Raw genomic sequence first — 18,112 nt, 5'->3', positions numbered from 1 at the left:
GAGAAAAGCCCGCCCTCCGCAGGACGGGCGGAGGGCGGGCTTCGAGACCGGGAAGGGGTTTACGGCAGCGTGAGGATCTCCGCTCCGCTGTCCGTCACCACCAGCGTGTGCTCGAACTGGGCCGTGCGCTTGCGGTCCTTCGTGACCACCGTCCAGCCGTCGTCCCACATGTCGTACTCGTGCGTGCCCAGCGTCAGCATCGGCTCGATCGTGAAGGTCATTCCCGGCTGCATGACGGTCGTGGCGTGCGGGCTGTCGTAGTGCGGGATGATCAGGCCGCTGTGGAAGGACGAGTTGATGCCGTGGCCGGTGAAGTCGCGGACGACGCCGTAGCCGAAGCGCTTGGCGTACGACTCGATGACCCGGCCGATGATGTTGATCTGCCGGCCCGGCTTGACCGCCTTGATCGCCCGGTCGAGGGACTCCCGGGTCCGCTCCACCAGCAGCCGCGACTCCTCGTCGACGTCCCCGACCAGATACGTGGCGTTGTTGTCACCGTGCACCCCGCCGATGTACGCCGTCACGTCGAGGTTGACGATGTCGCCGTCCCTGAGCACCGTCGAGTCCGGGATGCCGTGGCAGATGACCTCGTTGATGCTCGTGCACAGCGACTTGGGGAAGCCGCGATAACCGAGCGTCGAGGGGTAGGCGCCGTGGTCGCACATGTACTCGTGCGCCACCTTGTCCAGTTCGTCGGTCGTGACGCCCGGCGCGATCTTCTTGGCCGCCTCGGCCATCGCCCGGGCAGCGATCCGGCCGGCGATCCGCATCGCCTCGATCGTCTCGGGCGTCTGCACCTCCGGCCCGGTGTACGGCGTCGGCGCGGGCTTGCCGACGTACTCGGGGCGGCGGATGTTTCCGGGCACGGAACGGGTGGGAGACAGCTCCCCTGGGACGAGCAGCGACTGGCCAGACATGCCAGCGAGTCTAAGACAGCGGCCAGGGGGGACCATGTCGTTGGCGATCCCTGGTGAAAGGAGCCGGTCATGGCCCTGTTCAAGAAGCGTGCGGTCGGCAAGCCGGGCGAGTGGTACTACTGCCTGGAGCACAAGAAGGTCGAGGAGGGCCCCGAGTGCCCGGCCAAGGACCGCTTCGGTCCGTACGCCACCCGCCGGGAGGCCGAGCACGCGATGGAGACCGCCCGCGAGCGCAACCTCCAGTGGGAGAACGACCCCAAGTGGCACGACACGCCGACGGGCGGGGCGGGCGGCGGGGCGGCGGACGAGGACTGACCAGGATTGATCAGTCCTGATCAGTCATGATCAGGGCTGCGCGTCCGCCCGGGCGCCGGACGGGGGCGCGGCGGCCGTCCCCGCCGCCGACCGCTGTTCGCGCAGCCGTGTCGCGTGCTCGTCGGTCCGTACGTCGTAGCGCATCAGCCCCGGCAGGCACAGTGCCAGCAGCCCGACCGCGCCCGCGCACAGCACCCCGCCCGACCAGACCGACGTCCGCACCCCCAGCCAGGCCGCGAAACCGCCGCTGCGGACCTGACCGACCGTCGGACCCACCGAGTACGACAACAGCTCGATCCCGGCGAGCCGCCCGCGCAGCTCGTCCGGGATCGTCTGGTTCCACATCGCGCCCCGGAAGATCCCGCTGACCATGTCGCAGCCGCCCGCGAGCATCAGACAGAGCAGCACCAGCCACACATGCCCCACGAGCCCGGCGCCCGCGATCGCGACCCCCCACAGCGCGGCCGCGACCACCACGGCCCGACCGTGCCGATGGACCCGGGACGTCCAGCCGCTCGTCAGGCTCACCAGCATCGCCCCGGCCGGCACGGACGCGTACATCAGGCCCAGCGACCACTCGGCGTCCAGCTCGTCCGCCAGGAACGGCAGCACGGCCAGCGGCATGGCGAGGAACATCGCCGCGAGGTCCACGGCGTACGTGCCGAGCAGCTCCTTGCGGCTCCAGGCGTAGCGGGCGCCCTCGGCGATGGCACGCAGCGAGGGCTTCGCCGCCTCGTGCGCGGCGGGGGAGGAGGCGATGCCCGCGATCAGGGCGACGGAGACGGCGAAGGTGACGGCGTCGGCGGCGTAGGCCCAGCCGAGGCCCGCGTACGCCACGACGAACCCGGCGGCCGCCGGGCCGGCGACCCCGCCGACGGTCCAGCGCAGCGAGTTGAGCGCGCTGGCCGCCGGCAGGTGCTCATGGGCGACGATCCGGGGCCACAGGGAGTCCAGCGCGGGCCGCTGCACGGAGAACAGGACGGCGGAGAGCGCGGCGATGACGTAGAGCGGCCAGACGGCGGGGTCCGGGAGCAGCGCGTCGACCAGCAGCGCGGCACTGAGCAGGCCCTGGCCCGCCTCGCTCCACACGATCAGCGTCCGCTTGTCGAGGGCGTCGGCGAGCGCGCCCCCGTACAGCCCGAACACGACCAGCGGTACGAGCTCCACGGCCCCGATCGCCCCGACGGCGGCCGCCGACCCCGTCAGGTCCTTCAATTGCACGGGCAGCGCGACGAACGTCAGAAAACTCCCGAAGTTGGAGATCAGCCCCGAGAACCAGAGCCTGCGGAAGTCACGGGAGGCCCGCCAGGGGGCGAGATCGGGAAGCAGAGCGCGCGGGGAGTCGAGGACCACGAGGCGCCATGCTCGCCGGACCCGAAGCCCCGGGCAAACGTTTTAATCCGGCCACGCGGCTGTTCCGCGGGATCACCACGGGGTGGGCGGCGGCGACGTCAAGGACTCCGCGAGCCGCGCCAACCTGTCCCGGAATCTCCGCCGCCCCCGAGGCAGCGGCACCGCGTCCTCCCCCGCCGCCGCGCTGACCAGGTGCTGCACGCTGTCCAGGTCCAGCTCCGCCCCCTCGGGCACCGCCAGCCCCTCATGCGCCATCGCCTGCAACTCCCCCTCCCCGCCGCCGCCCAGGGCCAGCACGGTCACCCCGGCCCGCCGGGCCCCGTGCACCCGCTCCAGCAGCGGCAGCGCCCCCGCGTCCCCCTCCGGCGCCACCACCAGCAGCGTCTCCCCGCGCCGCGCCGCCTCGATCCGCCCCAGCCCCACCGCGAGGTGCGCCGGATCGCCGGCCCGGGCGTCGTGCCGTACCAGCGTCGGCGCCAGCTCCGGCGTCCCCGACCACGCCGCCTCGTCCACCAGATGCGCCGCCAGATGCCACGGCTCGTACGCCGCCGTCCCCACCAGCAGCAGCCCGCCCCCGTGCGACACGACCGACCCCCGCAGCACCCCCGCGAAGCGTCGCGTGGCCCCCAGCCACTCCGTCCCGGCGAGCACTTCGCGCAACAACGCGACCCGTACGGCGTCCATGCGGCCGCATCCTGCCCCACCCCGCCCGCCGCGTCCCCCGCTTCGCCCCGGATTCCCCCGACCTGACGACAGCGGCCTGACGACAGCGGCCTTCCCGGACAGGGCGGAAGGCGGCTCACGGCCCCCACGTAAAGTCGGCCCATGACCTCTACCGACAGTGCACAGCCCGCCCCCGCCCAGAAGGCCCCCGCCAAGGACCCCTGGGACCTCCCCGATGTCTCGGGCCTCGTCGTCGGCGTGCTCGGCGGCACCGGCCCGCAGGGCAAGGGCCTCGCCTACCGCCTCGCCAAGGCCGGCCAGAAGGTGATCATCGGCTCGCGCGCCGCCGACCGCGCCCGGGCCGCCGCCGAGGAGCTCGGCCACGGAGTCGAGGGCGCCGACAACGCCGAGTGCGCGCGCCGCAGCGACATCGTGATCGTCGCCGTCCCGTGGGAGGGCCACGGCAAGACCCTCGAAGCCCTGCGCGAGGACCTGGCCGGCAAGCTCGTCGTCGACTGCGTCAACCCGCTCGGCTTCGACAAGAAGGGCGCCTACGCGCTCAAGCCCGAGGAGGGCAGCGCCGCCGAGCAGGCCGCCGCCCTGCTGCCGGACTCCCGGGTCGCCGCCGCCTTCCACCACCTGTCCGCCGTCCTGCTCCAGGACCCGGAGATCGACGAGATCGACACGGACGTCATGGTGCTCGGCGAGGAACGCGCGGACGTGGAGATCGTCCAGGCCCTGGCCGGCCGCATCCCCGGCATGCGCGGCGTCTTCGCCGGCCGGCTGCGCAACGCCCACCAGGTCGAGTCGCTGGTCGCCAACCTGATCTCGGTGAACCGCCGCTACAAGGCGCACGCCGGGCTCCGGATCACGGACGTATGACCGCATGGGGGACACTGGACGCCGTAGCAGTGTCCCCCGACAGGAGAACCGGCCCCATGCCCCGTCTCGCCCTCTACACCCTCGCCGTCTGCGTCCTCGCCGTGGCCGCGGCGGTCGTCTCGTTCGCGCAGGGCAGCTTCCTCGGGATCGTCTGGGTGCTGCTCGCGGGTCTGTCGTCCAACATGACCTGGTACTACGTCAAGCGGGACAGGGCCCGGAAGTCCGTCACGGGCTGACCGCGCAGAACTCGTTGGTGCCCTCCCAGAAGCGGTACAGCTCCTCGCCGCAGTAGCGCTGGACGTCCTCGACGCCCAGGGTGTGCAGGACCGAGTAGATCGCGTCGAAGAACTGCCGGTTCACCGACGGCACCATCAGCAGCGCGAACACGAACAGCAGGCCGAAGGGCGCGAAGGGCTCCACCTGGCGCTTGACCTTGTACGACAGCCAGGGCTCGATCACCCCGTAGCCGTCCAGGCCCGGCACCGGCAGGAAGTTCAGGATCGCGGCCGTCACCTGGAGCATCGCCAGGAACGCGAGCGCGAACCGGAAGTCGGCCGGCACGCCGTCCAGCGCGTCCAGCCAGAACGGGGCCGTGCACACCACCGCGAACAGCACGTTCGTCAGCGGGCCCGCCGCCGAGATCAGGCTGTGCCGCCAGCGGCCGCGGATCCGCCCGCGCTCGATGAAGACGGCACCGCCGGGCAGGCCGATACCGCCCATGATCACGAAGATCACCGGGAGCACGATGCTGAGCAGCGCGTGCGTGTACTTCAGCGGGTTCAGCGTGAGATAGCCCTTGGCGCCGACCGTGATGTCGCCGCCGTGCAGGGCCGTGCGCGCGTGCGCGTACTCGTGCAGGCACAGCGAGACGATCCACGCGGAGGTCACGAACAGGAAGACGGCGACGCCGGGCTGCGCCGCGAAGCCGGTCCAGGTCGCCCACCCGGTCACCGCGGTGACGGCCAGGATCCCGACGAAGACGGAACTGACCCGGCGCTCACTGCGACGGCTGGTGGCGGTGGTCATGGGGCTCCCTGACTCTCGTACACGCACGGGGGACTGCCCGACCGTACCTGGCGTACGGGGAGAACGTCCCGGGGGAGGGGGCCGGTTCCTGGTCCCCCGGTGAACCCGCGGGCCGGGCCGGTGCGTCCCCAGGGACAATGGACCCCGTGCGCTATCGCATCCTCGGCCCCGCTCAGGCCCTCCACCCCGACGGCACGTCCGTCGGCGTCGGCGGGGCGCGGCTGCGTGCCCTGCTGACCGTGCTCGCCCTGCGGACCGGCCGGGTCGTGCCCGCGGGGCTGCTCGTCGACGAGATCTGGGCGGGCGATCCGCCGGCCGACGCCACGGGCGCGCTCCAGGCGCTCGTCGGCCGGCTGCGGCGGGCCCTCGGCTCCGGCGCGATCGCCTCCGTCGACGGCGGCTACCGGCTCACCGCCGCGCCCGACGACGTGGACCTGCACCGCTTCGAGCGGCTCACCGCCGACGGCGTGCGCGCCCTGGCCGACGGCGACCCGGCGAAGGCGGCCGCCGTCCTCGACGACGCCCTCGCCCTGTGGCAGGGCCCGCCCCTTCCCGACCTGCCCGACCGCACCTCCGAGGCCGGCCGCTGGGAGGCCCGCCGGCTCGACGCGCTGCGCGCCCGGCACACCGCCGCGCTCGCCCTCGGCCACGCGGAGCAGGCCCTGCCCGAGCTGACCGCCCTGTGCGACAGCAACCCCCTGGACGAGCCCCTCCAGGCCCTGCGTCTGCGGGCACTGCGCGACGCGGGCCGCACGGCCGAGGCCCTGGCCGCCTACGAGGACGTACGCCACCTCCTGGCGGACCGCCTCGGCTCGGACCCCGGCCCGGACCTGCGCGCCCTCCACACCGAACTGCTCAGCCCCGACGCCCCGACATCCACCTCTGCCTCGACGTCCACGCCCTCGCCCGCCCCCGGCACCCCCTCCGACGCCGCCCCCCTCACCCTCGCACCCCCCGGCAACCTCCGTGCCCGGCTGACCTCCTTCGTCGGGCGGGAAGGCGATATCCGGGCCATCCGGGACGACCTCGGCTCCGCCCGGCTCGTCACCCTGCTCGGTCCCGGTGGGGCCGGCAAGACGCGGCTCTCCCAGGAGGCCGCCGAGCGGGTCGCCGGTGTCGGGCGGGACGGGGTCTGGCTGGCCGAGCTGGCGCCCGTCGACGTCCCCGACGCCGTCCCGCAGGCCGTGCTGACCGCCGTCGGCGCCCGCGAGACCGTGCTGCACGGGGCCGGCGCCGAGGAGCTGCGGGTGGTCACCGATCGGTACGACGACCCGGTCGAGCGGCTCGTGGAGCACTGCGGCCGGCGGCGCATGCTGATCATCCTCGACAACTGCGAGCACGTCGTCGAGGCCGCCGCCCGTCTCGCGGAGGAGCTGCTCGCCCGCTGTCCGGGCGTCACCCTGCTCGCCACCAGCCGTGAACCCCTCGGCGTCCCGGGCGAGTTGCTGCGCCCGGTGGAGCCGCTGCCCGAGCCGGTCGCCCTGCGGCTGTTCGCCGAGCGCGGCGCCGCCGCCCGTCCGGGCTTCCGGGTCGGGGACGATCCCGACGCCTGCGCGGAGATCTGCCGGCGCCTGGACGGCCTGCCCCTCGCCATCGAGCTGGCCGCCGCCCGCCTGCGGATGCTGACGCCCCGCCAGATCGCCGACCGCCTCGACGACCGCTTCCGCCTCCTCACCTCCGGAAGCCGCACGGTCCTGCCCCGCCAGCAGACCCTGCGGGCGGTCGTCGACTGGTCCTGGGACCTGCTCGACGCGGACGAACGGGACGTCCTCACCCGCCTGTCGGTCTTCGCCGGCGGCTGCGACCTCGCCGCCGCCGAGGCGGTCTGCGGTCCCGCCGCCCTGGAGGCGCTCGGCTCGCTCGTCGACAAGTCCCTGGTGGTCGCGGCCCCTTCGGGTGACGGGGAGATGCGCTACCGCCTCCTGGAGACCGTCGCCGAGTACGCCGGTGAACGCCTCGACGAGGCCGGCCGGCGCCCCGACGCCCAGCGCGCCCATCTGACGTACTACCGCGAACTCGCCCGCACCACCGACCCGTTGCTGCGCGGCCCGCACCAGCGTGCCGCCATCGCCCGGTTCGAGACCGAGTACGAGAACCTGCGCACCGCCCTGCGGCACGCCGTCGCGACCCGGGACGAGCAGGAGGGCCTGTTCCTCGTCCTCTCCCTGTGCTGGTACTGGCAGATGCGCGATCTGCGCATCGAGTCCCGCACCTGGTGCCAGGAGGTCATGGCCCTCGGGCCGGACCCGTTCACCGAGCCGACCCGCCCGGCCGCCCCGGTGTGGCAGCCCGTCACCGCCTGCCCGCCCCCAGTGTCCGGCGAGGCGCTGGAGGAGGCCCGGCGTGGGGTGCACCTGGCCCATCTCGCCTCCATGGACACCGAGCTGGACGCCTGGCAGACCCCGCAGGCCCAGGTCAAACTGCGCGCGATCGCCGACACGTACACCCCCGGCCTCCCGCAGACCTGCCGTGCCCCCGGCATGCTCTGGTTCTTCGCCGTGATGCTGACCGGCGACGTGGACCGGCTGCGCGCGATCATCGACGCCAATGTGCGCACCTGCCGTGAGACGCCGGGCGAGGAGTGGGCTCTGGCGCAGTGTCTGCAGATGCGCTCCAACTTCCTCGCCAACCGCCCCGACTGGGCCGGTGACGCCGCCCGTGACGCCGACGAGTCGCTGGAGATCTTCCGGCGCCTCGGCGACACCTGGGGCGAGGCGGAGGCGCTGTCCGCGCGGGCCGAGGCCCGGGAGCGGCGGGGCGCCTACGCGGAGGCCGCCGCCGACTACGAGGCGGCCCGGGAACTCGCCGAGCGCCTCGGCGCGGGCGCCCACGCGAACGTCATCTCCGCCCGCCTGGGCAGTGTGGTCCTGGAGGCCGGGGACGACGAGCGGGGCGAGCGGCTGCTGCGCGAGGTGATCGCCCGCACGGACGGCGCCGCCCACAACGAGGCGATGCCCGCCGCCCGCCTCTTCCTGGCCGGCTGGCTCGGCACGGTGGGCCGCGTCGCCGAGGCCCGCGAGCAACTCCGGATCCTGCGCGAGGAGTTCGGCATCGCCCACTTCGTCGTCTTCGACGCCTTCATCCTCGGCGCCGAGGCATGGCTGGAGGCCGTGGACGGTCGCCACGAGCAGGCCCTGGTGGCCGTGCGCCAGGCGCTGGGCCGGGCCGCGGAACCGCTGTCGCTGACCATCGCCCCGCAACTGCGCTCCTTCTACCTGACCATCGCCGCCCTCGCCCTGGTCGGCGCCGACGGCGGTGCCCGCGCGGTCGACGCCGCCCGCTGTCTGGGCGCCGCGGAGGCCCTGCTGCCGCCCGGCCACCTCCGCAGCCGGATGGAACGCGCCGCGCTGGAGATGGTCGTGGGGCGGAGCCGGGGGGTGCTCGACGGGCCGGCGTACGAGCGCGCGTACGCCGAGGGCGGCGGCCTCTCCTACGAGGAGGCCACCGCCCTGGTCTGATCGCACGCGTCTGACCGCACGCGGGTCAGTTCTTCGTACGGAACTTGTGGATCGCGACCGGCGCCATCAGCGCGGTGAGCCCCGCCGACCAGGCCAGGGTCACCCACAGGCTGTGCGCGACCGGACCGCCGATCATCAGGCCGCGCGCGGTGTCGGCGAGCGCGGACAGCGGGTTGTATTCGGTGAAGTTCTGCAGCCAGCCCGGCATCGTCCGGGTCGGCGCGAAGATCGACGAGCCGAACTGGAGCGGCATCAGCACCAGGAAGCCCATGGCCTGCACGGACTGGGCGCTCTTCATCACGACGCCCAGGGTGAGGAACACCCACATCAGCGACGAGCCGAACACCGCGGACAGGGCCACGGAGGCCAGCAGCCCGCCCCAGTTGGTGATGTCGAAGCCGACCAGCAGCGCGACGATCATCAGCACCACGGTCGCCAGCAGCATGCGCACCAGCTCCACCGCGATCTTCGCGAAGAGCACCGAGCCGCGCCCGATCGGCAGCGACCGGAACCGGTCCATGACACCGGAGTTGAAGTCCGTGTTGAAGCCGGTGCCCACGCCCTGCGCCATGTTCATCCCCATCATGGCCATCAGACCGGGCACGACGTACTGGACGTACCGGTCCTGCCCGCCGCCCATGGACGCCCCGATGGAGCCGCCGAAGACGTACACGAACAGCAGGGTGAAGATCACCGGGAAGAGGATGGCGTCGAACATCGACTCCGGGTCCTGCTTGATCCACAGCAGGTTGCGGCGGATGAGCGCCCCGGTGTGGCGCAGATGGCCGCGCAGCGGGATACGGACGTCGGCCACGGGGGCCGTCGGGACGGTGGTGGTGGCGCTCATACGGCGACCTCCTCGCGGGCGTCGGCGGGCACGGTGTCCTGCGGGTCGCCGGCGCGGTGGCCGGTGAGGGACAGGAACACCTCGTCCAGGCTGGGCAGTTCGGTGGTGACGGCGGACAGCGTGATCCCGCGCGCGGTGACCGCGCCGATCACGGCGGTGAGCTGCTCGTCGCTGAGGACCGGCACCAGCACCGAGCCGCGCTCGGCGTCCACGACGGTCGTGGCGAGCCCGGTGATGCCGAGCTCGTCCAGGGCCCGGGCCAGCGGCCGCAGATGCACCGGGTCGGTCGGCCGTATCCGCAGGGTGCGCCCGCCCACCCTCGCCTTGAGCTCCTCGATGCCGCCGCCCGCGATGACCTTCCCCCGGTCGACGACGGTCAGCTCGGAGGCGAGTTGTTCGGCCTCCTCCATGTACTGGGTGGTCAGCAGCACGGTGACCCCGTCCCCGACCATCGCCTTGACCTCGTCCCACACCTCGTTGCGGGTGCGCGGGTCGAGTCCGGTGGTCGGCTCGTCGAGGAACAGCACGGCCGGCCGCCCGATCATCGAGGCGGCCAGGTCCAGCCGCCGCCGCATACCGCCGGAGTACGTTCCGGCCGGCCGCCGTGCGGCCTCGGTGAGCGAGAACCGCTCCAGCAGTTCGTCGGCCCGGGCCCGGGCGTCCTTGCGGGACAGGTCGAGCAGCCGTCCGATGAGATACAGGTTCTCCCAGCCGGGCAGCTTCTCGTCGACGGAGGCGTACTGGCCGGTCAGCCCGATCACCCGGCGCAGCTGCCGGGGCTGCCGTACGACGTCGTAGCCGGCGACGGTCGCCTGCCCGCCGTCGGGCGTCAGCAGCGTGGACAGGATGCGTACGAGGGTGGTCTTCCCGGCGCCGTTCGGGCCGAGCACGCCCATGACGGTGCCCTCGCGCACCTCCAGGTCCACTCCGTCGAGCGCCCTGGTCTCCCCGTAGTGCTTGACCAGCCCCCGTACGGTCACGGCGCTCCCGGCGCCGGCGAGGTTCTTGTCGTTTCGCGTCATGCCGAGAACGGTGTCAGCCCCGACCGACAAACCACCGACAGCTCACCGACAGCCGCCGGCCGGCACCGACAGAACGCCGATCAGCGCAGGTCGGTGCCGGTCTGGGGTCAGGAGATCTGCCGGATGTCGGCGCCCGTGATCTCGCCGCCGGTCACGGTGTAGGTGCCGGTGAACTCCTGCACGGTGCCGTCGTACTGGGTGGCCTTGATGTCGACGCTGACATCGCCGTAGCCGTTGTCGGTGGCGGTGATGTCGATGTGGGACGTCGAGGCGTAGCCGTTCACCCAGTCCGAGTAGGAGCCCTGGAAGAGGTTCGAGCCGCCCATGTCCCAGGCCGCCGAGTAGTTCCCCGCGTTGAGGTAGTCGTAGTAGGTCGTGACGACCGTGGCGGCGTCCTCGGTGTCCTCGCTGGTCGCGGTGTCCGTGGGCTCGGTGTAGCCGCCGCTGTCGTCGGAGGAGTAGCTGTCGTCGGGGTACGTCTGGTCCGTGCCGTATCCGTCGTCGGAGGGGGACGGGCTGTAGCCAGAGTCGTCGTACGTGTCCTCGGGCGACACCAGACCGGCCGGCCAGCCGCTCGACGAGCCGTCGGGGCGGTTGGCCACGGCCACGCCGATGCTCACCCCGCCGACGGCCAGGACAGCCACCAGCGCCCAGGGCAGCCAGTTCGGCAGGCGGGTGGAGCCGACGCGGACATAGGTGCTCCCGCCGGAGGGCTTGGCCGGCTGGTCGACCGGGCGCGGCCGCCCGCAGTTCGGGCAGACCGGCTGCGTGGCGTCCTCGACGCGCACGCCGCAGTGAACACAGAAGTGCATGGCCCCCGCCTACAGTCCGCGGATCGCTTCTTCGATCGTCACGGTGAGGGAGGCGAGCGCCGTGAAACCGGGCACCGCGTCCACGAGCGCCTTCGCGACCCGGCGCAGCTTTCCGGTACGGGGCTCCGCCGCCGCCAGTTCCTCGCGCGCGTCCTGCGCGAACTCCGCCAGGTCCTCGCGCTCCGGGTGGTCCGAGCGGCGTAACTCCTCGATGAACCGGGCGAGCAGGCCGCTGATCTCCTCCGGGGTCAACTGGCGCCCGTCGGCGGACCGTTCCTCCTCGGCCCCGGTCACGCGCAAGTCGATCCGGGCGTTGCTTCCGCTGGCCACGGCCGCGTTGGTGACCGTCGCGTTCCCCGTGGCGATGATGCCGTCGTTGCTGCGGTTTTCCATGTCCGTCCCCGTTCCGTGCCGCTGATCAGTCCGTGTTGGGCCGCGGGATCTTCTTGAGGATGGCCGAGATCCGCGACTGTTCGCCCGAGGCGACCGCGCTGGATTCCACCTTCGCTCCTGCGGTGGCGATGATGCCGTTGTTGATGATGGTTTCCTGACGTCGGATCAGATCGCCCGCGTCGATGTCGTGTTCCTCGGCGAACTCCACCAGGGCGTCCAGGATGCGCCGCTCGACGGTCTTGAGGACCATGCCGGAGTCGACCTTCTGGAAGTACCGTCGGTGGTCCGTCGCCGAGGCCAGCTGCCGCACGCTCTTGCGCGCCCCGTAGTCGAACGCCCGGAGCCGGGTGATCTGCCGGTGCTGCTTCTTCAGGCGCTTGCGCATCCCGAAGTCCGGGAAGAACCCGGCGATAGCCCGCGCCGGGGAGGCGACCAGCACGAAGGGCGTGCTGAAGAGGTTCTGGACCACCATCGTGAAGAACTCGCGCACCGAGGGGGCCGGCATCAGGGAGTCGATGGTCCGGTAGCGGTCCAGCAGCGGGCACAGCACGGTGGGCACGGCCTCCACGAACAGATTGGAGTCCGAGCGCACGAGCCGCAGGAACACCGAGGTCACCAACTCGCCGCCCCAGCCCGAGGAGTGCACGACCAAGTAGGCGCGGGCGGTCTCCTCCGGGGCCCGCTTCAGCGCGTCGACCTGGTCGCCGCCGACATGGGCGAGGGGGCGGCCGAGGGGGTCGGGCAGGAAGCGCGGGTCGCCCAGCACCGCCGAGCCCTCCACGAAGAGCCGCTCCTCGATCTCCAGACAGGGCAGGGACAGGGCGCGGACCCGGCGGGCGATGTGCGCGTACAGGTCCGTCACGTCGAAGTCCCGGGGGGTGACGCCCTCGCGCGCCTCGCTGGTGACGTCGAAGGTCAGCGACCAGGAGTCGAGTTCCTGTCCGTATCCGGTGAACGGGGAGAAGCCGCTGTAGACGGTGACGTTGCCCCGGGCGTACTCGTCGATCTGGCGCAGCCGCCGCGCCGCCGACTCATTGGGGGGCGGCGGTGCGTGGGCCGGGTCGAACCGGTCCGGGCGCAGCTGCTGGAGGCGTTCGCCGTACTGCGTGGACAGCGCGAAGGCCAGTGTCGTCATCCAGGCGAGCAGCAGCATCAGCAGGACCGTCAGGCCGCTGGCCAGCACCATCATGCCGATGAGCAGCACCAGGAACTCGACGGCCAGGAGCAGGTCCCTGGCGTGCCGGCGGGCGTTGGCCTCGTAGGCGTAGCGCAGCACCACGGGCACGTCGCACCCGGGAGCCGGGGCCACGCCCAGGTGCGGTTCGGCGGCGACGTCCCGGATGAGGGAGTCGGCGTACTGGCGGTCCAGGAAGACGGCCGCGCACATGTACCGGGTGAGGTCCCGGCCGCCGTCCCAGCTCAGGACGGCGGAGAGGGGTCCCGGGCGGGCCGTCCGCGCCCCCTCGGCGACGGCGAGCGCGGTTCCGCACTCGCCGCAGAACGCCGCTCCCGGCAGGATCGCGGCGGAGCAGTCGGAACAGATCGTCTGTGTCTGGGCCATCGTCGGCTCCCCCCGGATGTGAGACGCCCCACACCGTCAAGTGCACCACCGCCCCACGGACATGGAAGGCCCCGGAGCGTTTTCGACGCCACTCCGTTACAAGAGCTCCACTCCAACTACCCCTGATCACTGGCTAGTTGAAATGTGTCCGTCCCTCGCCCGGAGGACGGCTCGAACGGGGGAGCGGCGGCTGTGCCGGCCTGTGCCGCCTGTGCCTGCCGAAAGGGGGACAGCCCGCCGATGGGGGAAGTCGGCGGGCTGTCCTTTGTGCGGAGGTGGATCAGTGGACGGAGTGGGACTCCGTCGGGAACGCGCCGCCCACGACGTCCTCGGCGAAGGACTTCGCCGCGCCCGTCATGACCTCGCGCAGGTTCGCGTACTGCTTCACGAACTTCGGGACCCGGCCGGAGGTGAGGCCGAGCATGTCGGTCCACACCAGCACCTGCGCGTCCGTCTCGGCGCCCGCGCCGATGCCGACCGTCGGGATGTGCAGGACGCGCGTGACCTCGGCGGCCAGCTCCGCCGGGACCAGTTCCAGGACGACCGCGAACGCGCCCGCGTCCTGGACCGCCTTCGCGTCGCGCAGCAGCTGCGCGGCCGCCTCCTCGCCCCGGCCCTGGACGCGGTAGCCCATCGCGTTCACGGACTGCGGGGTGAGGCCGATGTGCGCCATGACCGGGATGCCGGACTCCACCAGCAGCCGGATCTGCTCGTGCGAGCGCTCGCCGCCCTCCAGCTTCACGGCGCCGACCCCGGCCTCCTTGACCAGGCGGGTCGCCGAGCGCAGGGCCTGCACGGGGCCCTCCTGGTACGAACCGAACGGCAGGTCGCCGACGATCAGGGAACGGCTCGTGCCGCGGACGACCGCCGCCGAGAGGATCGCCATCTCGTCGAGCGTGACGGGGACCGTCGTGTCGTAGCCGAGATGGCAGTTGCCGGCCGAGTCGCCGACGAGGATCACCGGGATCCCGGCCTCGTCGAAGACGGACGCGGTCATCGCGTCGTAGGCGGTGAGCATGGGCCACTTCTCGCCCCGCTCCTTGGCGAGGGCGATGTCGCGGACGGTGATACGGCGGGTGCCCTTCCCCCCGTACAGCGTCCTGCTGCCGTCGGAGGTCTTCTGCGATGCAGTCTGGGCAGCCGAAAGCTGCGTCATTGCAACGGCTCCTTACGTCATCTCGAGGCGCCCTGACGGCGTCCCCGGACCGTCTCCATGGTGGCACCTCGTGCCATCGAGGGCCAGAGCACCCCCTGTGGGTAAGACCTCAGTAAAAGATTCCGATACGAGACGGTTCCGTATCGGAATAGCTCTACGCTGGCCGCATGACCTCTCCTGCCGTCCTCTCCTCCGACCGCGTACCGGAGGCAGTCCACCGGCGCCGCTGGGCGATCCTCGGCGTGCTGATGCTGAGCCTGCTGATCGTGGTGCTCGACAACTCGATCCTGAACGTCGCCATCAAGACCATCTCCACCCCCGCCCCGACCGGTCTGGGCGCCACCCAGAGCGAGCTGGAGTGGGCGATCAACGCCTACACCCTCGTCTTCGCCGGTCTGCTCTTCACCGCGGGCCTCCTCGGCGACCGGATCGGCCGGAAGAAGGTGCTGCTCGGCGGTCTGGTCGTCTTCGGCGCCGGCTCCGCGCTCGCCGCCGAGTCCGGCTCCCCGGCGCAGCTCATCGCCTTCCGCGCGCTGATGGCCCTCGGCGCCGCCTTCGTCATGCCGGCCACCCTCGCGGTCCTGATGAACGTCTTCGAGCGCGAGGAGCAGCCGAAGGCCATCGGCATCTGGGCGGGCGGGGTCGGCCTCGCGATCGCCATCGGGCCGATCACCGGCGGCGTGCTCCTCGACCACTTCTGGTGGGGCTCGGTCTTCCTGATCAACGTGCCGATCGTGCTGCTCGCCCTCGCGCTGATGCTCTGGCTGGTGCCCGACTCCCGCGACCCGAACCCCGGCCGGATCGACCCGGTGGGCGTCGTGCTGTCGGTGGTCGGGCTGGTGCTGCTGGTCTACGGCATCATCAAGGGCGGCGAGCTGGCCGACTTCACCGACGCCAAGGTGCTGTCGACGATCGGCGCGGGCCTCGCGGTCCTGGTGGCGTTCGTCGTCTTCGAGAAGCGCAGCGACCACCCGTCCATCGACGTCACCTACTTCAAGAACAAGGTGTTCTCGGCCGCGATGTCCGTCATCGCGCTGGTCTTCTTCGCGCTGATGGGCGTGACCTTCTTCTCGGTGTTCTACACCCAGAGCGTGCGCGGCTACTCGCCGTTGCAGACCGGTCTGCTGCTGTTGCCGCTCGCCGCCGCCCAGCTGATCTTCGCGCCCCGGGCCCGGCTGGTCGTCGACCGGTTCGGCAACAAGGCGACCACCACCGCGGCCATGCTGGTCATCGCGGCGACCCTGGTGGCGTTCGCCACGCTCGACACGGACACCCCGATCTGGATCCTGGAGGCCGTGTTCTTCTTCATGGGCGCCGGTATGGCGCACATCATGACCCCGACCAGCGTCGTCATCATGCAGGCGCTGCCCCGTGAGAAGGCCGGTTCGGCGTCCGCGCTCAGCAACACCTTCCGCCAGGTCGGCGGCGCGCTCGGCATCGCGGTCCTCGGCTCGGTGCTGTCGACCTCGTACCGCACGGGCATCGAGGACCACCTGGGCGGCGTGCCGGCGGGCCTGCGCGAGACCGCGGGCGAGTCCATCGAGGCGACGCTCGGCGTGGCGGGCGGGCTCGGCGAGCGGGGCCGCGCCCTCGTGGGCCCCGCCAACGACGCCTTCCTGCACGCCATGCACGTGACCGCGCTGTGCGGGGCCGCGGTGGCCGTGCTGGGCGCGATCGTGGTCGCCGTCTTCCTGCCGGGCAAGCCGCAGCCGGACCCGTCGGACGCGGCCGGCCAGGAGCTGGTGGAGACGGCGGACCGGCCGTCGTAGCCGGGGGAAGGAGCGTCTTCCGGGGCGGGGAGAATGCGTTCAGGACGACGAAGGGACGGACGGACGTGAGCCTTGCCCACACGCGCGCCACCACCGGGGGCCCCGGCCGGGGTCGGCCGCGCAGTGAGGCCGTGGAACGGGCCATCCTCGAAGGGGTCATGAAGCTGCTGGAGGACGGCGTTCCGCTGACCGAGATCTCCATCGAGCGCATCGCCCGCACCGCCGGGGTCGGCAAGGCCGCCATCTACCGCCGCTGGAGCGGGAAGGAGGAGCTCTTCGTCGACGTGCTGCGCGCGGCCGAGCCCGCGGACCCCGAACTCCCGGGCACCTCCATGCGCGACGACCTGATCGTGCTCCTGGAGTCGCTGCGCCGCCGCGGCCTGGCCAACCGCTCCTCGGCGATCCTGCACAACGCGCAGGTCCAGATGAAGAGCAGCCCGAAGATCTGGGCGGCGTACCACAACACGGTCATAGCACCCCGGCGGCGCCTCGGCATCGAGGTGCTGCGCCGCGGCCAGGAGAACGGCGAACTGCGCGCCGACCTCGACCTGGAGCTGGTGAACGACCTCTTCGTCGGCCCCATGCTCGTCCGGGCCGTGCTGCGCCTCGACGGGGATCTGGGCGAGGACCTGCCGGCCCGGATCGTCGACGCGCTGCTCACGGGCCTACGCCCCGTCAGTTCAACGGACAACCAGTAGCGATGTGCGCGTTTGGTTACAGACCACGCGTCAGGAACGCGTCGAGGAACTGACGGTGCGCCCCCGTTCGTCATCGGGTCCGTACGGCCGTCCCCGGACGGCAGGAATGGAACCGATCATCCCCTAGGGTCATACCCGGGGGGACGGACGGTGTGCACGGCAGGCAGTGAGGCGACGGTATGGCGCAGCAGGCGTACATGACGGAGACGGACAACGGTGGCTCGGGTCCCGAGCGGCGGGGAACCCGGCTTCGGCGCCTGATCGGACGTCTCGTCTCGGGGTGGCGCGGCGACCGGCGGATCTGGCGGCGCGGCCTCGTCGTCACCGCCTTCGCGGTGGCGCTCGCCCTGGTGATGCTGCTGCACTCGCACATCCCCAACCGCTACGGCAACCTCGGCAGCCTCACGGAGACGTTCCTGCCGTGGCTCGGCCTGGTGCTGATCCCGGTGCTCCTGGCGTGCGCGCTGGTCCGCAGGTCGGCGACCGCGCTGATCGCCCTCGCCCTGCCCGTGACGGTCTGGCTGAACTCCTTCGGCGGGCTGCTCACCGACAAGACCGGCGGCGGCGGTGACCTCACGGTCGCCACGCACAACGTCAACGCCGACAACACCGACCCGGCCGGCACCGCCCGCGCCGTGGCCGCCTCCGGCGCGGACGTGCTCGCCCTGGAGGAACTGAAGGCGTCGGCGGTGCCGACGTACGAGAGGGCGCTGGCGTCGACGTACCGGTACCACGAGGTCGAGGGCACCGTCGGGCTGTGGAGCAAGTACCCGATGAGCCAGGTGCGGGCCGTCGACATCAAGCTGGGCTGGACGCGCGCGATGCGGGCCACGGTGACGACGCCCGAGGGGAAGGTCGCGGTGTTCGTCGCCCATCTGCCCTCGGTGCGGGTGAAGTTGGAGGCCGGGTTCACCGCCCGGCAGCGCGACAAGAGCGCCGACGCGCTGGGCGAGGCGATCGCCGACGAGCCGCTGCCGCGCAAGATCCTGCTCGGTGACCTCAACGGCACCATGAACGACCGCTCCCTGAACGCGGTGACCTCGCAGCTGCGCTCCACGCAGGGTGCGGCCGGCAACGGCTTCGGCTTCAGCTGGCCGGCGTCGTTCCCGATGGCCCGCATCGACCAGATCATGGTGAGCGGGGTGGAGCCGGTGACGTCGTGGACGCTGCCGGAGACGGGGAGCGATCACCTGCCGGTGGCGGCGCGGGTGAATGTCACCGGCTCGTAGTCCGGCCTTCA

Annotated in this window: 17 protein-coding genes; 7 read left to right on the top strand and 10 right to left on the bottom strand. The window is 72.0% G+C overall.

The genetic code is table 11. The features are described 5' to 3' along the window. Nucleotides 1-59: 59 nt before the first annotated feature. Entirely contained in the window at nucleotides 60-917 is an 858-nt protein-coding gene (gene map / locus ACZ5NW_RS11195) for a type I methionyl aminopeptidase (protein ID WP_468743534.1), read from the bottom strand. 69 nt (nucleotides 918-986) lie between these two features. On the opposite strand from map, the gene ACZ5NW_RS11190 reads away from it, so the two are divergent. Then, complete coding sequence (locus tag ACZ5NW_RS11190; protein WP_468743533.1) at nucleotides 987-1,232, top strand: hypothetical protein; 246 nt, start codon at nucleotides 987-989, stop codon at nucleotides 1,230-1,232. Nucleotides 1,233-1,262: 30 nt separating this feature from the next. Here ACZ5NW_RS11190 and ACZ5NW_RS11185 read toward each other — a convergent pair whose 3' ends face one another. Then, nucleotides 1,263-2,585, bottom strand: a complete 1,323-nt coding sequence (locus ACZ5NW_RS11185; protein WP_468743532.1) for an MFS transporter — start codon at nucleotides 2,583-2,585, stop codon at nucleotides 1,263-1,265. A gap of 72 nt (nucleotides 2,586-2,657) precedes the next feature. Continuing rightward, nucleotides 2,658-3,269, bottom strand: a complete 612-nt coding sequence (locus ACZ5NW_RS11180; RefSeq protein WP_468743531.1) for a hypothetical protein — start codon at nucleotides 3,267-3,269, stop codon at nucleotides 2,658-2,660. 141 nt (nucleotides 3,270-3,410) lie between these two features. On the opposite strand from ACZ5NW_RS11180, the gene npdG reads away from it, so the two are divergent. Together npdG and ACZ5NW_RS11170 are read left to right on the top strand one after the other, a co-directional pair. Then, entirely contained in the window at nucleotides 3,411-4,130 is a 720-nt protein-coding gene (gene npdG, locus ACZ5NW_RS11175; RefSeq protein ID WP_468743530.1) for an NADPH-dependent F420 reductase, read from the top strand. A 56-nt stretch (nucleotides 4,131-4,186) separates the two neighbouring features. After that, nucleotides 4,187-4,366: a hypothetical protein gene (locus ACZ5NW_RS11170; protein WP_468743529.1), complete on the top strand. Its 180-nt coding sequence runs from the start codon at nucleotides 4,187-4,189 to the stop codon at nucleotides 4,364-4,366. Here the strand turns inward: ACZ5NW_RS11170 and ACZ5NW_RS11165 are convergent. Further along, nucleotides 4,356-5,156: a site-2 protease family protein gene (locus ACZ5NW_RS11165; protein WP_468743528.1), complete on the bottom strand. Its 801-nt coding sequence runs from the start codon at nucleotides 5,154-5,156 to the stop codon at nucleotides 4,356-4,358. The genes ACZ5NW_RS11170 and ACZ5NW_RS11165 overlap by 11 nt on opposite strands. A gap of 137 nt (nucleotides 5,157-5,293) precedes the next feature. Here ACZ5NW_RS11165 and ACZ5NW_RS11160 point away from each other — a divergent pair, with 137 nt between their 5' ends. After that, entirely contained in the window at nucleotides 5,294-8,614 is a 3,321-nt protein-coding gene (locus ACZ5NW_RS11160) for an AfsR/SARP family transcriptional regulator (protein WP_468743527.1), read from the top strand. A gap of 25 nt (nucleotides 8,615-8,639) precedes the next feature. Here the strand turns inward: ACZ5NW_RS11160 and ACZ5NW_RS11155 are convergent, their stop codons facing one another. The 6 genes from ACZ5NW_RS11155 to panB form a co-directional block, all read right to left on the bottom strand. Then, the gene (locus tag ACZ5NW_RS11155; protein ID WP_468743526.1) at nucleotides 8,640-9,461 is read right to left on the bottom strand and encodes an ABC transporter permease; all 822 of its coding nucleotides are present in this window, start codon (nucleotides 9,459-9,461) and stop codon (nucleotides 8,640-8,642) included. Continuing rightward, a complete protein-coding gene (locus ACZ5NW_RS11150; protein WP_468743525.1) occupies nucleotides 9,458-10,483 on the bottom strand; it encodes an ATP-binding cassette domain-containing protein in 1,026 nt (341 codons plus the stop codon). Before ACZ5NW_RS11150 ends, ACZ5NW_RS11155 begins: the two co-directional genes overlap by 4 nt. Before the next feature lie 107 nt (nucleotides 10,484-10,590). Next, nucleotides 10,591-11,295, bottom strand: coding sequence for a hypothetical protein (locus ACZ5NW_RS11145; RefSeq protein WP_468743524.1), 705 nt, complete (start codon nucleotides 11,293-11,295; stop codon nucleotides 10,591-10,593). 9 nt (nucleotides 11,296-11,304) lie between these two features. Continuing rightward, on the bottom strand, nucleotides 11,305-11,688 hold the full coding sequence (locus ACZ5NW_RS11140) for a hypothetical protein (protein ID WP_468743523.1): 384 nt from the start codon (nucleotides 11,686-11,688) through the stop codon (nucleotides 11,305-11,307). A gap of 25 nt (nucleotides 11,689-11,713) precedes the next feature. Then, nucleotides 11,714-13,249 (bottom strand): zinc ribbon domain-containing protein, encoded by a 1,536-nt coding sequence (locus ACZ5NW_RS11135; RefSeq protein WP_468743522.1) that lies wholly within the window; start codon nucleotides 13,247-13,249, stop codon nucleotides 11,714-11,716. Nucleotides 13,250-13,529: 280 nt separating this feature from the next. Continuing rightward, nucleotides 13,530-14,405 carry a 3-methyl-2-oxobutanoate hydroxymethyltransferase gene (gene panB, locus ACZ5NW_RS11130; protein WP_468743521.1) on the bottom strand — a complete coding sequence of 292 codons (876 nt, stop codon included), beginning with the start codon at nucleotides 14,403-14,405 and terminating at the stop codon, nucleotides 13,530-13,532. A 167-nt stretch (nucleotides 14,406-14,572) separates the two neighbouring features. On the opposite strand from panB, the gene ACZ5NW_RS11125 reads away from it, so the two are divergent. From ACZ5NW_RS11125 to ACZ5NW_RS11115, 3 genes are all read left to right on the top strand, one after another. After that, nucleotides 14,573-16,174: an MFS transporter gene (locus ACZ5NW_RS11125; RefSeq protein ID WP_468743520.1), complete on the top strand. Its 1,602-nt coding sequence runs from the start codon at nucleotides 14,573-14,575 to the stop codon at nucleotides 16,172-16,174. A 65-nt stretch (nucleotides 16,175-16,239) separates the two neighbouring features. After that, on the top strand, nucleotides 16,240-16,872 hold the full coding sequence (locus tag ACZ5NW_RS11120) for a TetR/AcrR family transcriptional regulator (RefSeq protein WP_468743519.1): 633 nt from the start codon (nucleotides 16,240-16,242) through the stop codon (nucleotides 16,870-16,872). Between the two features lie 179 nt (nucleotides 16,873-17,051). Next, on the top strand, nucleotides 17,052-18,101 hold the full coding sequence (locus ACZ5NW_RS11115; protein WP_468743518.1) for an endonuclease/exonuclease/phosphatase family protein: 1,050 nt from the start codon (nucleotides 17,052-17,054) through the stop codon (nucleotides 18,099-18,101). Nucleotides 18,102-18,112 lie beyond the last annotated feature (11 nt).

The sequence above is a fragment of the Streptomyces sp. NPDC032126 genome (genome assembly GCF_055580085.1).
The sequence above is the reverse complement of the archived record's forward strand: the minus strand, read 5'-3'. Positions and strand labels throughout refer to the sequence as shown.

What these genes read in the sequence shown, in the direction of transcription:
- map (WP_468743534.1), bottom strand. Translation starts at nt 917, where the DNA reads ATGTCTGGCCAGTCGCTGCTCGTCCCAGGGGAGCTGTCTCCCACCCGT.
- ACZ5NW_RS11190 (WP_468743533.1), top strand. Translation starts at nt 987, where the DNA reads ATGGCCCTGTTCAAGAAGCGTGCGGTCGGCAAGCCGGGCGAGTGGTAC.
- ACZ5NW_RS11180 (WP_468743531.1), bottom strand. Translation starts at nt 3,269, where the DNA reads ATGGACGCCGTACGGGTCGCGTTGTTGCGCGAAGTGCTCGCCGGGACG.
- npdG (WP_468743530.1), top strand. Translation starts at nt 3,411, where the DNA reads ATGACCTCTACCGACAGTGCACAGCCCGCCCCCGCCCAGAAGGCCCCC.
- ACZ5NW_RS11170 (WP_468743529.1), top strand. Translation starts at nt 4,187, where the DNA reads ATGCCCCGTCTCGCCCTCTACACCCTCGCCGTCTGCGTCCTCGCCGTG.
- ACZ5NW_RS11165 (WP_468743528.1), bottom strand. Translation starts at nt 5,156, where the DNA reads ATGACCACCGCCACCAGCCGTCGCAGTGAGCGCCGGGTCAGTTCCGTC.
- ACZ5NW_RS11160 (WP_468743527.1), top strand. Translation starts at nt 5,294, where the DNA reads ATGGACCCCGTGCGCTATCGCATCCTCGGCCCCGCTCAGGCCCTCCAC.
- ACZ5NW_RS11155 (WP_468743526.1), bottom strand. Translation starts at nt 9,461, where the DNA reads ATGAGCGCCACCACCACCGTCCCGACGGCCCCCGTGGCCGACGTCCGT.
- ACZ5NW_RS11150 (WP_468743525.1), bottom strand. Translation starts at nt 10,483, where the DNA reads ATGACGCGAAACGACAAGAACCTCGCCGGCGCCGGGAGCGCCGTGACC.
- ACZ5NW_RS11145 (WP_468743524.1), bottom strand. Translation starts at nt 11,295, where the DNA reads ATGCACTTCTGTGTTCACTGCGGCGTGCGCGTCGAGGACGCCACGCAG.
- ACZ5NW_RS11140 (WP_468743523.1), bottom strand. Translation starts at nt 11,688, where the DNA reads ATGGAAAACCGCAGCAACGACGGCATCATCGCCACGGGGAACGCGACG.
- ACZ5NW_RS11135 (WP_468743522.1), bottom strand. Translation starts at nt 13,249, where the DNA reads ATGGCCCAGACACAGACGATCTGTTCCGACTGCTCCGCCGCGATCCTG.
- panB (WP_468743521.1), bottom strand. Translation starts at nt 14,405, where the DNA reads ATGACGCAGCTTTCGGCTGCCCAGACTGCATCGCAGAAGACCTCCGAC.
- ACZ5NW_RS11125 (WP_468743520.1), top strand. Translation starts at nt 14,573, where the DNA reads ATGACCTCTCCTGCCGTCCTCTCCTCCGACCGCGTACCGGAGGCAGTC.
- ACZ5NW_RS11115 (WP_468743518.1), top strand. Translation starts at nt 17,052, where the DNA reads ATGGCGCAGCAGGCGTACATGACGGAGACGGACAACGGTGGCTCGGGT.